This is a genomic window from Micromonospora sp. SL1-18 (genome assembly GCF_047921505.1).
Lineage (GTDB): Bacteria > Actinomycetota > Actinomycetes > Mycobacteriales > Micromonosporaceae > Micromonospora.
Genome location: NZ_JBLROA010000008.1, coordinates 98,155 through 113,405 on the forward strand (window position 1 = coordinate 98,155; position 15,251 = coordinate 113,405).

General features: G+C 75.9%; 9 protein-coding genes. 5 read left to right on the top strand and 4 right to left on the bottom strand.

Features of this window, described 5'->3' with window-relative positions; genetic code table 11:
* Positions 1-68: 68 nt before the first annotated feature.
* From ACNAW0_RS05675 to ACNAW0_RS05695, 5 genes are all read left to right on the top strand, one after another.
* Positions 69-1,259, top strand: a complete 1,191-nt coding sequence (locus tag ACNAW0_RS05675; protein ID WP_416286641.1) for an ATP-binding protein — start codon at positions 69-71, stop codon at positions 1,257-1,259.
* Positions 1,256-5,059: a vWA domain-containing protein gene (locus ACNAW0_RS05680; RefSeq protein ID WP_416286642.1), complete on the top strand. Its 3,804-nt coding sequence runs from the start codon at positions 1,256-1,258 to the stop codon at positions 5,057-5,059. The genes ACNAW0_RS05675 and ACNAW0_RS05680 overlap by 4 nt, the downstream gene beginning before the upstream one ends.
* Positions 5,056-6,981, top strand: a complete 1,926-nt coding sequence (locus ACNAW0_RS05685; RefSeq protein ID WP_416286643.1) for a hypothetical protein — start codon at positions 5,056-5,058, stop codon at positions 6,979-6,981. Before ACNAW0_RS05680 ends, ACNAW0_RS05685 begins: the two co-directional genes overlap by 4 nt.
* A 202-nt stretch (positions 6,982-7,183) precedes the next feature.
* On the top strand, positions 7,184-7,891 hold the full coding sequence (locus ACNAW0_RS05690) for a VOC family protein (RefSeq protein WP_416286644.1): 708 nt from the start codon (positions 7,184-7,186) through the stop codon (positions 7,889-7,891).
* Positions 7,892-8,229: 338 nt separating this feature from the next.
* Positions 8,230-11,109: a BTAD domain-containing putative transcriptional regulator gene (locus ACNAW0_RS05695; protein WP_416286645.1), complete on the top strand. Its 2,880-nt coding sequence runs from the start codon at positions 8,230-8,232 to the stop codon at positions 11,107-11,109.
* Here the strand turns inward: ACNAW0_RS05695 and ACNAW0_RS05700 are convergent.
* Genes ACNAW0_RS05700 through ACNAW0_RS05715 form a run of 4 tightly spaced genes read right to left on the bottom strand, consistent with a single transcriptional unit; the run spans position 11,024 to position 15,249 of the window.
* Entirely contained in the window at positions 11,024-12,331 is a 1,308-nt protein-coding gene (locus tag ACNAW0_RS05700; RefSeq protein WP_416286646.1) for an NADase-type glycan-binding domain-containing protein, read from the bottom strand. The genes ACNAW0_RS05695 and ACNAW0_RS05700 overlap by 86 nt on opposite strands.
* Positions 12,328-12,852, bottom strand: coding sequence for a phage tail protein (locus ACNAW0_RS05705; protein WP_416286647.1), 525 nt, complete (start codon positions 12,850-12,852; stop codon positions 12,328-12,330). Before ACNAW0_RS05705 ends, ACNAW0_RS05700 begins: the two co-directional genes overlap by 4 nt.
* A gap of 31 nt (positions 12,853-12,883) precedes the next feature.
* On the bottom strand, positions 12,884-14,839 hold the full coding sequence (locus tag ACNAW0_RS05710; RefSeq protein WP_416286648.1) for a putative baseplate assembly protein: 1,956 nt from the start codon (positions 14,837-14,839) through the stop codon (positions 12,884-12,886).
* Positions 14,839-15,249, bottom strand: coding sequence for a GPW/gp25 family protein (locus tag ACNAW0_RS05715; protein ID WP_416286649.1), 411 nt, complete (start codon positions 15,247-15,249; stop codon positions 14,839-14,841). Before ACNAW0_RS05715 ends, ACNAW0_RS05710 begins: the two co-directional genes overlap by 1 nt.
* Between the last annotated feature and the right edge of the window lie 2 nt (positions 15,250-15,251).

Here is a 15,251-nt window from a genome sequence, read left to right on the forward strand (position 1 = left end):
GCAGCGCCGCGCCGCCGACCCCTGCCCCGAACACCCAGTCCGAACCAGAGAGAGATCGAGGAACACCAGTGACCGTGACGGAACACGTCCGCCCCACCGCGGCGCCGGAGACCGCCGCCCAGGTCCTCTCCGCCGAACAGCGGTACGCCGACGAGCTGGCCTTCCTGGCCGCGTACGACGACGGGGCCCGGCCGCCGGGCTGGGCGCTGACCCCGCGCGCCGTGGTCACCTTCATCCAGGGCAGCGACGGCGACGCGCTGAAGCTGCCCAGCGACCGGCGTACCGGCCCGGACGGCATCGAGCTGCCGGCCAGCATGACCATCCCGCCGAAGTTCGTCGGTGAGCGGAGCCTGGTCGAGCGGTGCGTGGTCACCCTCGCCGGGGAGCGGGGCCTGCTGCTGGTCGGCGAACCCGGTACCGCCAAGTCGATGCTGTCCGAGCTGCTGGCCGCCGCGGTCTGCGGCACCAGCGCGCTGACCGTGCAGGGCACCGCCGGCACCACCGAGGACGCCTTCCGGTACGGCTGGAACTACGCGCTGCTGCTCGCCCAGGGCCCGACCCCGCAGGCGCTGGTCGACTCGCCGGTGCTGACCGCGATGCGCACCGGCCGGGTGGTCCGGATCGAGGAGATCACCCGCTGCCTGCCCGAGGTGCAGGACGCGCTGGTGTCCATCCTGTCCGACCGCCGGATGAACGTGCCGGAGCTGGCCGGTACCGAGGGCGGCCTGATCCGCGCGGTGCCAGGGTTCACCGTGATCGCCACCGCCAACCTCCGGGACCGGGGCGTGTCGGAGATGTCCTCGGCCCTGAAGCGCCGGTTCAACTTCGAGACCATCCACCCGATCTCCGACGCGGACACCGAGACCGACCTGGTCCGCGGGCAGGCCACCGCCGCCGTGCAGCGCGCCGGCGCGGCGTACACGGTGGACGACGCGGTGCTTGACGCCCTGGTCACCGTGTTCCGCGACCTGCGTTCCGGCCGGTCCGGCGAGGGCTGGGACGTGGAACGGCCCGGCACGGTGATGTCCACCGCCGAGGCGGTGCAGGTGGCGGTGTCGCTCGGCCTGGCCGCCGCGTACCTGCCCGGCGGGGACGCGCTCGACCTGGTGCCCGGGCACCTGCTCGGCGTGGTCCGCAAGGACGACCCGAACGACCACGCCCGGCTGCTCGGCTACTGGGACGGCCCGGTCCGCCGTCGCGCCGAGGACGGCTCGGCGATGTGGCGCCGGCTCTGGGAACTGCGGGAGAGCGTGCGGTGACGTCCCTCTCCAGCACGTCGACCGGTGCGGCCCCGCGGCCCGTCGATCCGGTGGCGGCCGGCCCGTCAGCGGCCGGCCCGCGAGCCGTGGTCGACGCGCTCGCCGGTTCGGTCCGGCCGTACCTGATCGGGGTGCGGCATCACAGCCCGGCCCTCGCGGCGGTGATCCCGGCACTGCTGGACGCCGCCGGGGCCGAGGTGGTCTGTGTCGAGTTGCCGGCGGACTTCCAGCGCTGGCTGCCGTACCTGTCCGACCCGGCCGCCCGGGCCCCGCTGGCCCTGGTCGGCAGCCACGGTGCGGACGGGCCGATGGGCTTCTACCCGTTCGCCGACTTCTCCCCGGAGTTGGCCGCGATCCGCTGGGCCCGGCAGCGCGGCGTCGAGGTGGTCTGCTGCGACCTGCTCCTGGCCGACCCCGGCTGGACCGGCGACAGCACCGGCCCGGCCACCGGCTCCGCCCCGGCTGTCGGTGCCGAGCCGGCCGCTGGCGCTGAGCCGGCCGCTGGTGGCGATCCCGAACCGGATGCCGCTGAGCCGGTGTCCGGCCGGCGCCGGTCCGGCTACGCCGCCGCGCTCGGCGCCAGCGGCACCGGCCGGGACGGCGACGACCTGTGGGACCGTGTGGTCGAGGTGCGTGCCCCGGGCTGCCCGCCCGAGGCGGTCCGTCGGGCCGCCCTCGGTGTCGGCTGGGTGATGCGTACCGACAGCGCCAGCGGCGACGGCGTACCGGCCCGGGACCTGGCCCGCGAGCGGCACATGCGCCGGGTGCTCGCCGGGGCCGGCGCGGACGGCCAGCGGGTCGCCGCCGTCATCGGCGCCTTCCATGCCCCGGCCCTGCTCGCCGCCCCGTCGGCCGACGTCGCCGTCGCCGCCGCCGACGACGCTGACGGCGACGGCCCGGCCCGGTCGGTCAGCACGGGTGCCGGTGTCGCCGCCGCGCCCGCCGTTGTTGCCCCGACCGGTCCCGTCCGGTCCGTGACGAGCCAGCCCGGGCCGGCCACCAACAACGGCGGCGGCACGGCGATCACCTCGCTGGTGCCGTACGCGTTCGACCTGCTCGACTCGCGGTCCGGCTATCCGGCCGGGATCCGCGACCCGCGCTGGCAGCAGTCTGTCTTCACCGCGGCCGGCGACCCGGAGCGGATCCGGGCCGCCGCCGCCCGGGCGGTCACCGACCTGTGCCGGGAACTCCGCTCGGCCGGTCACACCGCCGGTACTGGCGAGGCCGCCGAGGCGGTACGGCTGGCCGGCGACCTGGCCCGGCTGCGGGACCTGCCCGCCCCCGGCCGGGGCGAGGTGCTGGAGGCGGTGACCACCGTGCTCGGCCAGGGCGAACTGCTCGGCCGCGGCCGAGCGCTGGCCAAGGCGCTGGAGACCGTGCTGGTCGGCGCCGAGCGAGGTCGGGTCGCGCCCGGTACGCCGCGGTCCGGGCTCGGCCCCGCCGTCGAGGCGGAACTCACCGCGCTGCGGTTGCCCAACCCGGACAGCCCGAAGTCCCGCGAGGTCCGGCTGGACCCGCTGCGTACCGAGCTGGACGGGCGGCGGGAGATCCTGTTGCAGCGCCTCCAGGTGTGCGGCGTCGGCTACGGCGAGCCGATCGCGGTCTCCGGCACCGGCGACGGTGCCGCCCTGACCACCCGCTGGCAACTGGCCTGGACGCCGTCCGTGGCGGCCCGGCTGGACCTGGTCGGCGTACGCGGGGTGACCGCGGCGCTGGCCGCGGCCGGCACCCTGCGGGAGCGGTTCCGCCGGGAGGCCGCCGACGGCGGCCCCACCGCCGCGCAGCTGCTCACCGGGCTACGCGACGCCGCCCGGTGTGACCTGCCCGAGCTGGTCACCGAACGGCTCGAGCTGGCCGCCGCGGTGCTGCCGGGCACCGGCACGCTGCCCGAGCTGCTGGCCGCACTGGACCTGCTGGAGGCGCTGCGCCGGGAACACCTGCCCGGCACCACCGCCGACGGCCGGGCCCGGGCGGCCGAGCTGGCCGTCGTGCTGCTCGACGCGGCGGTCCGCGGGCTGCCCGGCCTGGCCGGCAGCGACGCCGCGGCCGACGCCGCCGCGCTGGTCGACCTCGCGGTCCGGGCCGGTGAGGACCGGATCGGCCTGCGCCTGGACGAGGCCCTCGGCTACCTGGCCCGGGCCGGTTCGTCGTTGATCCAGGGTGCCGCCCTGGCCGCCCGGGTGCTGCTCGACCTGACCGATCTGGAGACTCTGGGCACCCGGGTGGGCGGCTGGATCGATGCGGCGACCGGACCGGACACCCGGCGACACCTGCAGCGGCTGCTCGGTGGCCTGCTCATCGCGGCGCACCCGCTGCTGCAGTCCGCCCCGGCCGCGCTGGACCCGCTGCTGGAGCGGATCGAGCGGCTCACCGACACCGAGTTCCTGGACCGGCTGCCGGCGCTGCGTGGCGGGTTCGACGTGCTCACCCCGGCGGCCCGGGACCGGCTGCTGCACACCGTCGCAGACCGGCTCGGCGACCGGCTCGATCTGGCCCTGTCCGCCCCGCCCGAGCTGCTGGCCCGCTGGGCCGCCGCTGACGGGGCCGGTCGGGCCGCCCTGGTCGCCCGCGGCATCCCGATTCCGGGCACGCCGACCGGCTCCGCCGATGCCCCCACCGACGCCGACGCCGACGCCGAGCCAGGGCCGGACATGTCGGTCGCCCGGCTCACCCCGACGGACCGGTGGCGGCTGCTGCTCGGCCGCCAACCCGAGCGGTTGCCGGCCGACGCCCGCCGCTATGCCCGCGCCCTCGACGAGCTGTACGGGGCAGGCAAGGGCGAGGGCGCGACCGACCTCGGCCAGGCGGCGGCCGGCGGCAGCCAGGCGGCGGGCGGCGGTGGCCGGGAAGCCTCCTTCCCAACCGCCCGCGAGTGGGCCGACGAACTCGAGGCGCTGTTCGGCACCGCGGTACGCGAGGAGGTCATCGCCCGGGCGGCCGAGAGCGGCCGTGCCGACGTGCTCACCGAGCTCGACCCGGCCGCGGTACGCCCCTCGATGGAGCTGCTGACCTCGGTGCTGTCGCTGGCCGGTGGCCTGCCCGAGGGGCACCTGGCCAAGTTGCGGCCGCTGGTCCGGCGGCTGGTCGAGGAGCTGACGAAGCAGCTGGCCACCCAGATGCGTCCGGCGCTGACCGGGCTGACCAACCCGCGTCCGTCCCGCCGTCCCGGCGGCCGGATCAACCTCGCCCGTACGCTGCGGGCGAACCTGGCGCACACCCAGCGGCTCGACGACGGCCGGACGGTGGTGGTGCCGGAACGCCCGGTCTTCAACACCCGAACCCGCAGGGAGGCCGACTGGCGGCTGGTGCTGGTGGTCGACGTGTCCGGCTCGATGGAGGCGTCGGTGGTGTGGTCGGCGTTGACCGCCGCCGTGCTGGCCGGGGTGCCCACCCTGTCCACCCATTTCCTCGCTTTCTCCACCGAGGTGGTCGACCTGACCGACCGGGTCGACGATCCGCTGTCGCTGCTGCTGGAGGTGCGTGTCGGCGGCGGTACGCACATCGCCGCCGGGCTGGCCCACGCCCGCTCGCTGGTGACCGTGCCGAGCCGCACCATCGTGGCGGTGGTCAGTGACTTCGAGGAGGGCTACCCGCTGGCCGGGCTGCTCGGCGAGGTCCGCACGTTGGCCAGTTCCGGCGTGCATCTGCTCGGCTGTGCCGCGCTGGACGACAGGGGAGTGCCCTGCTACTCGGTACCGGTCGCCGAGCAGCTCGTCGCGGCCGGGATGCCGGTCGCCGCTCTCAGCCCGCTCGAACTCGCCCGCTGGGTGGGCGACCGCGTACGCGGAGGATCACGTTGACGGACCCCACACTCACCACCACAGAGATCGACCGGTTGCCGCCGGTGCTGCCGGGGGTCGCCGCCGCGGCGGTGGCGGCCCTGCCATCCCGGCTGCACAAGCGGCTGGACGCCACCGTCGAACGGCTGGCGGCGGTACCGGTCGGCCGGGTCGACGGCGGCGTGTCGGTCGACTGTGGCCCAGAGGCCCTGGTCACGCTGACGCCCGGACCGACCGGCGCGGTCACCGAACCGCACCAGGCCCGGTGCAGCTGTCTGCTGGCGCCCCGCTGCCTGCACCGGACCGCGGTCCTGGTCGCCTGCCCGGTCGCCGACCTGGCCACCCACCCCGAACAGCCGTCCGCCGCCGCATCGTCCGTTCCGGCCAGCCCCGGCGTGACCACCCGCCGGACCGGGCGTACCGGAAAAGCGGCCGGCGCGGCCCCCGGTCGTACCGGCCGGAGCACGGGACCGACGAAGGCGCAACGGGCCGCAGCCGGAGCGCTGTGGCGGGCGGCTGCCGCGGTGCTCGCGGCCGGCCTGCCGGCCGCCGGCGCGGTCCTCCAGGCCGACCTGCTGCGGGCCGCGCACAGCGCCCGGCTGGCCGGCCTGCCGCGGGCCGAGAGCGCCGCGCTGCGCACGGTACGTGGCCTGCGCGCCCACCGGGGCCGGCAGACCGGCCACCGGCTGGCCGAGCTGGTCGAGGTGCTGCACGACCTGCTGTACGTGGCCGGCCGGCTGGCCGCCGGCGATGCCGACCCGGCGCTGGTCGGCATCCTCCGGCGGGCCTACCAGCCGGACGGCACGCTGGAGGTGTACGGCGTCTGCCGGGAGCCGGTGATCAGCGCGACCGGGTACGCCGGGGTGGTCACCCACCTGGTCGCCGACGACGGGCGCCGGCTCTCCTTCGGCGACGTGAAGCCGGGTGGCCCGGACCGGGCACGGGACTGCGCCCGAGCGGTGACCGGGATGGGCGCGGTCGCGGTCAACCACGCGGTGCTGGCCCGCGGCGGCCTGCGGATCACCGGCACCACCGTCTCCCCGGACGGCCGGCTCGGTGCCGGCAAGGGGATCCGGGCCACCCCGCTCACCGGGACCGACTGGTCCACCGGGCCGCTGGCGGAACTGTTCGCCCGCCCGCTCGCCGAGGTGGTGACCGCCCAACTCGCCGCCGACGACCCGGAGGACCCGGCCCGGGCCGGGACCGCGCTGGTCGGCTGTGACCTGATGGTGGTGGGTGCCGTCGGTGACCAGGTGCTGGCCCGCGAGCTGGCCCCCGCCACCGACGCCGGAGCGGACCGTGCACCGGTGCCGGACGGGCCGGTGATCCGGCTGGTGCCGGTCAACTCCCACCCGGTGCTGGCCCACGTGGCCAACCTGCGACGGCTTGCCTCCTGGCCGGGCCTGCGGGTCCGGGTGGTCGGCCGACTGGACCCGGACCGGGCCAGCACGCTGCACCCGCTCGCGGTCGGCCCGGTGCCCGGCACCACCGTGACGCTGCGGCTGCCGGCAGACTGGCACGGCCGGGCGGACCTCGGCTACGACGAGATCCAGGGCAGCCACCTACCGCCGCGCGACCCGGCCGCGATGACCGAACCGCTTCTCGCCGTTGGCGCCGACGCGGTTGCGGAGTCGCCGCTGTGGCGGGTCCGCCGGCTGGTGGAGCTGGCCGTCTCCGGCGGTCGCCGCGCTGTCGCCGAGGCGGCCAGAGGCGAGGGCACCGGGCTGGCTGGCCCGCTGCGCCGCGCCGGCTTCATCACCGCCGCCGCGCTGGCCGCCGCGCTCGCCGACGAGTCCGACCGCCGCGGCCGGGACGCGTTCGGCCGGCTCACCGATCCCGACCCGGACCGGTACGCCTGGGCCTGGCTCGCCGCGACCGCCCACCTCGCCGCCACGGAGCGGGAGCTGATCCGGTCCTCCTGGGCCGCCCCACCCGTGGGCTGACCTGCCGGAACCCGGAGGCAACGAGCTCCGGGCCGGTGGGCGGCAGGCCAGGTGATCACAGATGTGACGCGACCACCTGCGTCCCGGCGCCCGTCCGAACCGGGCGGGCGGCGGGACCTCAGGCAGAACTGCGCCACTCGCGGCACATCCGGCCCGGGTAAATCACCTTGTTGCCCTGCTGGCCCGTCTCTACTGTGAATTGATGCTTTCGCGACTGCTGACGGTGACCTTCGACGCGCACGACGCGGCCCGCCTGGCACAGTTCTGGGCCGGCATGCTCGACCGGGAGGTCGTCGAGGACGCCGGCGGTGCGCTCCTTGCCGGCGAGGACGGCCAGCTCAGCCTCCGGTTCGCCCCGAGCCACGCGGAGAAGGTGGGGCCGAACCGCCGCATGCACCTTCACCTGACCAGCGCCAGCCGCGCCGACCAGCAGAACACGGTGGCGACGGCGCTGGGGCTCGGCGCCGGCCACCTCGACGTCGGGCAGCGCCCCGAGGAGGGGCACGTCGTCCTGGCCGACCCCGAGGGCAACGAGTTCTGCGTGATCGAGCCGGGCAACGCCTTCCTCGCCGGGTGCGGCTTGCTCGGGGAGCTCGCCTGCGACGGCACCCGGGAGGTCGGCCTCTTCTGGAGCGAGGCGCTGGGCTGGCCGCTGGTGTGGGACCAGGACCAGGAGACCGCGATCCAGTCACCGCACGGCGGTACAAAGGTCGCGTGGGGAGGCCCGCCCGTGGCCCCGAAAGGGGTGCGGAACCCGCAGCGCTTCGACCTCGCCCCGGCCGGTGGCGACCTGCAAGCGGAGGTCGACCGGCTGGTCTCTCTCGGGGCCACTCGGCTCGAGGTCGGTGAGGACGGCGCCGTCGTGCTGGCCGATCCCGACGGCAACGAGTTCTGCGTGAAGGCGAACTGACCACAGCGCGCTCGCGGCGGGTCACGTCCTCACCGGGGGCCATCACCCGCAGTCGAAGTCGTGTCAACGCCCGGCATCCGGGTTGTGACAACCCTGCAATCTGGAGGCACCTCGCGGCGCGGCCGCGCGATGCCGTGCCCCAACCACCCGGATCCGGTCGACGCACCCACTATCAAGGGATATGTCGGATGGCGTGTGTCCGATTACGTACCGCGACGGGAGCGCTTTCCTGGCTACCATGAGCGATGTTCCGATCGCGACGGCCGGTCCGATGGACGTCGGCCTCGGGGAGGTGCGTGATGCCGTCGGAGCCCGCCCGCCATCCGTCGCTGAGCCTCGTGCGACCGAGACTGATCACGTCGTTGAACGTGCGGCCGCGCTCCCTCGGCCTGGTCATCGCCCCCGCCGGGTCCGGCAAGACCACTTTGCTCGCCCATTACGCGGCGAGCGTGGCCGGGCCGGTGGGCTGGTTGCGTACCGTGCCGTCGGACGCGGACCCGGCGCTGGCGTTGTGCCGGATGGACGCGGCGCTGCCCGACGGCGACGGGCTGCTGGTCGTCGACGACCTGCATCTGATCGAGGGCTCACCGGGGGAGTCCGTGCTGCTGGACCGGGCGCTCACCCTGACCAGGGCGGGGGTCCGGGTGCTGATCGGCAGCCGCCGCGCCCCGTCGCTGATCCTGGCCCGCCACGAGTTCTCCGACAGCGTCGTCATCGACGCCGAGCAGCTGCGCTTCCGTACCTGGGAGGTCGAACGGCTGCTGCGGGACGTCTACCGGGAGCCGCTGCCCGCCGACGACGTGGCGGCCCTGGCCCGGCGGCTCGGGGGATGGGTGGCCGGCCTGCAGCTCTACTACCTCTCCACCCGTGGTCAACCGCTGCCCGACCGGCGACGCGCAGTGGCCTCGCTGGCCATGCGTTCGGCGCTGTCTCGGGACTATCTCACCCGTACGGTGCTGGCGGAGCTGGCTCCGTCCCTGCGCCGGTTCCTCGTCCGCACCTGCGTGTTCGAGGTCCTCACCGCCGAGCGGTGCGACCGGCTGCTGGGCACCGGCGACGGGCAGGCCGCGCTGGAGGAGCTGGAACGCCGGCAGGCGTTCACCGTCTCCCACGACGGTGGCCGTTCCTTCGCGTACCACGAGGTGCTGCGCGCCCACCTGACAACGGCGTTGGTCGAAGACCTGGGGGAGGCCGCGGCCCGGGCCTGGCACGCCCGCGCCGGGCGGCTGCTCGCCGAGGAGGGCGCGGCGCTGGAGGCGGCCCGGTGCTTTGCCCGGGCCCAGCAGTGGCCCGAGGTGCAGCGCCTGCTCGACGCCGCCGGCCACGCCGTCGCCGTGCGGGGTCTCGACCCGTGGTCCGACCTGCTGCCGGCCTGGTTCATCGCCGAGGACCCGTGGCTGGTGCTGGCCGACGCCCAGCACCGGATCAACGAGGGGCAGCTGGCGGCGGCGGTGCCGTTGCTACGCCGCGCCGAGGAGATGTTCGGCGGCGGGCCGGGTGCGGCTCGCTGCCGGTCGCTGCGCGCCGACGTGACGGCCTGGCTACCGGACGGCCCGCACTGGCGCGGGCACTGGTCCGGCTGGCTGCGAACCGCCACCCGCCGGCACCCGATGGTCGTCGTCGGCGAGGCGGAGCGGCTGACCGGCGCCGACGAGGGCCTGGTCCGCGCGGGCGCGCTGCTGCTGGCCGGCCACGCCGCTGAGGCGCTGCGCGTCCTGGACCGGGCGGGGCCCGCCGACGTCGGCCTGATCGGCCTCGGCAGCCGGCTGCTGCGCGCCGCCGTCGCCTTGGCCGGCGGGGATCCACAGGCGCCCCCTGCCGTCGCCGCCGTCGGCCTGGCCGCCGACCGGGCAGGCCTGCCGTGGCTGGCCCGGCTCGCCCGGGCGGTGCCCGCCCTCGGCGGGGTGGAGGCAGAAATCAAGGAGGCGGCCGCCGTCGTGGAGGAGTGCGACCGGCTGGGGGACCGGTGGGGCGCCCTGCTCGCGGCCGGCTGCGCCGCGCTGGCCCGCTCGCTGCGGGGTGGGCCGGAGATGGCGGAGGCGAGCCAACTGCTCGACCGAGCCCGCGAGGTGGACGCGGGCGTGCTCGCCGCCTGGGCACAGTCCCTGCTTGCCCTGGCTGCCGTGCGCGCCCGGCTGCCAGACGCCGAGATCGAGGTCCGTCGGGCGGAGGGCACCGCCCGGGCCGCCGGGGTGCCGGGTGCGCGGGTGCTCGCCCTGGCCGCGGGCGTCCCCGCCGGGCCCGGTCGGGCGGCCGCGCTGTCTGCCCTGCACGCCGCCGAGCAGGCCGGGCTGCCCCGGGCGGCGGTGGCCGCCTGGCTCACCCCGGAGGCCCGGCCGTCGCCCGCCGCACCGGACACGGCTCCGCTGACCGTACGCTGCTTCGGCGGCTTCCGGGTCTGCCTGCACGGCGAGCCGCTGAACTGGTCGCCGCTGCGTCCCCGGGCCCGGGCGGTGGCCCGGATCCTCGCCATGAACGCCGGCCGCGCGGTGCACCGAGACCGGCTCCTCGACGCGCTCTGGCCGGACACCGACCCGGCGACGGCCACCCGGACCCTGCACGTCGCCCTGTCCAGTCTGCGCCGGTTCCTCGACACCCACCTGCCTGCCGGCGACGGGGAGACGCTGCTGCACCGCGACGGGGACGCGTACCTGCTGGCCCTCCCGGCGGACGCATGGTGTGACGTCGCCGAGTTCCGGCGGGCGCTGGAACGGGCGTCCCGGAGCGGATCCATCCGGCGGGCGCTGGACGACCTACGGGTGGCGGTGGCCGCGTACGCCGGTGAACTGCTGCCGGAGGACGGCCCGGCGGAGTGGGTGGTGGCCGAGCGGGAGACCCTGCGCCGGCAGGCGGCGGATGCGGCGGCCCGGCTCGCCGGGGCAGCCCTACGCGGGGACGATGTCGAGGCCGCCCTGCGCGGGGCCGGCTCGGCCGAGCCGGCGGTGGCGATGGCGGCCCGCTGCGTCGAGATCGACCCCTGCCACGACGCCGGCTGGCGGCTGCTGATCGCCGCGCACGACCGGGCGGGCAATGCCGCCGCCGCCGAGCACGCCCGCCGCCGGTACGCCGACGTGCTCGTCTCCCTCGGGCTGGACCCGTCCCTGGTCGCGGGAATCCCGCCGCCCGCCCCGATCAGCGTCGACCGAAGAATTCCGCTTCCCCGATCGCAACCGAGGGGATCAGCCCAGGCCCGTACGTCGAGCGGACCACCAGCCTGATTCGTACCATGTTCGACGCCGCCACGTCGAAGTGCTGTTCCCCGGGCTCGTCGCGCAGTTCGATGTCGGTCTCCCGCTGCTGTCCGTCGGTGTCGATGGTGATCACGGTCAGCCCGCGGGGCCGCCCGGCGGCGAGGAACGCCTGCCGCCGCGGGCTGACTCCGGGGGTGATCACGACGGTGAGCAGCCGCACGGGCTCGGTGAACCGGCCCTCCACCCAGGCGCCGGCGGCTGCCCCGTTCGGCGCCCAGTAACGGTTGTTCGCCCCGTCGGTGAGCCGGGCCGCGCCGGCACCGGGTGCCTCCGACGACGCGGTCACCGCTGCCGGGACCAGTGGCGTCGGGTCCTGAGTGCGGTCGCGTACCGCCTCCACCGCCCGCCGCGCGAGGGGCGGCCCGACGACGGCCAGCACCGCGACCAGACAGAGTACGAGCACGATCAGCAGGGTCCGCCGGGCTGCCCGGGTGGCCCGGCGGTCGTCCCGCAGCGAACGCCGGCGGGGCGTCCGGCGGCGAAGCCGGTCCCACCACCGCTGCCACCAGCTGCGCCGCGGCGCGGGCCCGGCCGGGGTGGCCAGCTGCGCGCCGCACGACCGGCAGAACCGCCGGCCCGGGGCGTTGTCCACACCGCACGCCGGGCAGGCGCGTCGGGGCTCCGGCGGGCGGGGTGGGAGGTCGACCGGGTCCGCCGGCTCCGGGTTGTCGGACGGCTGCCCGCGCTGGTCGGGCGGTCCAGGCTGCCGAGGAGCGGGCTGGGTATCCCCGCCGGCCCGGTCGACCGTGACGGAGCCGTCGGCGGGCTGGCGGGGCGGCACGTCCGGGGCGTTCCGGCCGGTGGCCGCCACCGCGTCGACCGGGACGCGGGTGGCAACGGCCGGCTGATGGGGGTCGATGTCGGCCTCGGGGTCCGCCTGCCGGTCAGCGGTCCGCCCGTTGTCGGTCCGCCCGTTGTCGGTCCGGCCGTTGTCGGTCCGGCCGTTGTCCGTCTGTCCTGCCGTGCCCTCGCCGGTCCGTGGGCGGTCGGCTGCTTCCGTCCGTGGGCGTTCGTCGGCTGATCCCGTCTGCGGGCGTTCGCCGGCCGGCCCCGTCTGCGGGCGGCCGTCGGCGATCGGCCGCACGGTCGACGTTGCGGCGCTCGCATCCCAACGCAGGAATTCGCCGCAGGTGCCGCAGAACTGGTCGTCGTCGCCGTTGGTCGCGCCGCACTCCGCGCAGATGATCATGGCTGCGTCTCCAGTGTCACCCGAACGTGGGCCGGCACGGCGGACGCCAGGACCTGGCGTACCAGCGTCTCGTCGACCTCCCCGTGCAGCCGTACTCGGACCTCCGGCGCCTCGTCTGGCGGCGGCGCGTCGGTCGGCGTCGCCGAGCAGGTCACCCCGCCGCTGTCGGTGACCTCCACCTGCGTACCGGTGGCGACCCGCAGCGCCAGCGCGACGCCACGGGCCGTGCCGCGCCAGCGATGCACCTCCACAGCGTGCCGGACCAGTTCCCGGCGTACGTCCGGCGGCCGGTCCCCGTCCACGGGCGCGGCCACCCAGCCGGCCAGCCAGTCCACGAAGTCCGGCGGGGCCAGCCCCAGGTCGAAGTAGGCGTCGAGACAGTCGAGCGTCAGCAGGATCGGCGCCAGCACCTCGTCCAGCCCGGCGGTGAACCGCTGCGCGAAGTCGTCCTCCAGGTACACCGCGGGCAGTTGCTGCCCGATCGGGTGCGGGCTGACCAGCCCCGGTACGGAACCCCGCATGATCGTCTCCTGACCTCGGCGACCCGGCCGTTCACCCGGTCACCCGCACCTGATGGCCGTACGAGAAGGCGAGCGCGTTGACGCCGAGTTCGAGCCGTTGCACCGCCTCACCGCGTTCCCCGGTGGTCGGGTCGGCCCCGAACAGCCGGACGTCCTCCACCAGGTCGACCCCGTCGACGCGCTGGAGCACCGCGTACAGCTCACCCGACTGGACCGGCCGGCCGAACGGCCACCCGGCGCCGTCGGGCCCACCCCGGACCGGGTCCAGGTAGTCGTAGAGGGCCCGCAGCGCCCGACGGCGCAGGTCGGCGGTGGACGTGGCGGCACGGGGCCGGGCACGGACCTGGGCGACCACCGTCACGCCCTGGTAGAACGGCGGCTCCACCAACACCCGGGCACCGACGCAGCGGCGCGCGTCGAGGAAGGACCGGATCCGCTCCAGGGTCTCCTCCCGGGGCCGCAGCGCGGCGAACCGGGCCGCGTCGTCGTCGGCGTCCCGGTGTTCACCCAGCGCGGGCACGACCAGCACCCGCACGGCGGTCGAGTCGTCGCCGGCGGGCACGCACCGTACCCGCAGCACCTCCGGCGCGGCCTGCCGGGCCAGCTGCTCGTAGTCCTCAGCGGTGACCGCCCGTTCCCGGGTCCGCAGGGTCAGCGGCCCCCGCACCGACGTCTCCGCCAGCGACTCGCCGTCGACCCCGCCGGTGGCCGCCGCCCGGTTGGTCACCGTGGACACGAACGGCACCGGGTCGCGCAGCACGGTCAGCGCGCGGGCGGCCACGTTGCCCCGCCGCCCCCCGCCCGTGCGGTACGCCGGAATCCGGATCACCGATCCCTTCGGCGGCACCGCCCCGTACCGGCGTACCGTTCCGTCGGGCTGCCGCACGGCCGGCCCGAAGCAGATCTCCCCGCCGGCTCGGTCCACGCACACGTGCCGGTCCTCCGGGCCGGAGTCTGCGAAGCTGGCCACCTCCCGCCAGGTCTGCCACCCCTCGGCGGTGCCCACCTCGACCTCGACCGCGCCGTCGGCCGCCACTATCGGCGCTCGCTGCACCCTGAACCGCTGGCCCGGCACCCCCTCGGAAGCGCCGAGGCTCTCCCCGGCGATCAGCTCCGCGTGGCAGGCCGCCACGGTCCCGCCGATGGTGGCCGCCTCGGCCCGGCCCAACCGCGGCGGCGCGTGAAAGTACGGCTGCCCGGCGGCGGGCTCCCGCAGCCGGCAGCGCAGCCAGCCGGCGCGGTGGCGCGCCACCACCGATGCGGCATGTCCGGTCGGTACGTGCAGCACCACCTCGCCGGCCCGGTTGAGCGCGCCGGTGGTGTCCCGTTCCACCGGGCACTCCACCCAGCCGTCATCGGTCCACGCCTCCCAGACCAGCGGCGGATTCGTCGGGTCCACGCCGCGCCCGGCGACCGCCCAGTCCATGGTGAGCAGCACCGCGCAGCCGGGCACCGGACCGTCGAGACCGAACAGCACCGCGTCGCCGGCCGCCGGCGGGTCGGCGAACGCCGGAATCCGGTCGGTGCCGCCCAGGTCGCCCGTCCGGTCCGTCGGCTGGCCTCCGACCGGTACGGTCACCACCCGAACGAGTCGGCACGGCGGCACGGCCAGCTCGCCCAGCGTTTCGAACATCACCGGCTCGACATGCTCGGCCCGGACGGTCGCCACGTGGGTGCCGGCAGGGACGACGACCCGCGCGTCGCGCGGCGCGGACAGCCAGAACGTCACGTCCGTCGAGGCCACCGCCGGCGGGAACGGAGTGATGCCAAGCAGGTCGAGGAACTTCACGTAGTGCCGGTCCGGCACCCGGTTGAGCCGGTAGAGCAACTGGTCGACCAGGTACGCGAACGTCTCGATGAGGGTGACCCCCGGATCCGAGACGTTGTGGTCCGTCCACTCCGGGCAGCGCCGCTGCACCAGGCGTTTCGCGTCGTCCACCAGGTCCTGGAACCGGCGGTCGTCGAGGTGGGGCGCGGGCAGGGCCATCACGGGTCTCCGGGGTCGTGCGCGGGGATGACGTAGAACGGGAAGACCAGGTTGCGCGGGTCGTTGTCCTGCCGTAGCCGGTAGCGGATATCGATGTGCAGCGTCCCGCTGGCGGCGTCGGCGAAGTCGACCAGCACGTCGTCCAGCACGATGCGCGGCTCCCACCGCTCCAGCGCCAGCCGCACCTGGTAAGCGACCTGGCCGGCGGTGGACGGGTCGGCGGGGGCGAACGCCAGCTCGTGGATGGCGCAGCCGAACTCGGGACGGCCGGGCCGCTCGCCCGGGGCGGTGCCGAGGATCAGCCGGATGCTCTCCACCACCTCGCGGTCCCCGCGTACCAGGGCGATCCCGCCGGTCGGGCCCGTACGCAGCGGGAACGCCCACCCGGTGCCGACGAAGTCCGTGGCCATGC

What these genes read in the sequence shown, in the direction of transcription:
- ACNAW0_RS05700 (WP_416286646.1), bottom strand. Translation starts at nt 12,331, where the DNA reads ATGATCATCTGCGCGGAGTGCGGCGCGACCAACGGCGACGACGACCAG.
- ACNAW0_RS05715 (WP_416286649.1), bottom strand. Translation starts at nt 15,249, where the DNA reads ATGGCCACGGACTTCGTCGGCACCGGGTGGGCGTTCCCGCTGCGTACG.
- ACNAW0_RS05690 (WP_416286644.1), top strand. Translation starts at nt 7,184, where the DNA reads ATGCTTTCGCGACTGCTGACGGTGACCTTCGACGCGCACGACGCGGCC.
- ACNAW0_RS05705 (WP_416286647.1), bottom strand. Translation starts at nt 12,852, where the DNA reads ATGCGGGGTTCCGTACCGGGGCTGGTCAGCCCGCACCCGATCGGGCAG.
- ACNAW0_RS05710 (WP_416286648.1), bottom strand. Translation starts at nt 14,839, where the DNA reads ATGGCCCTGCCCGCGCCCCACCTCGACGACCGCCGGTTCCAGGACCTG.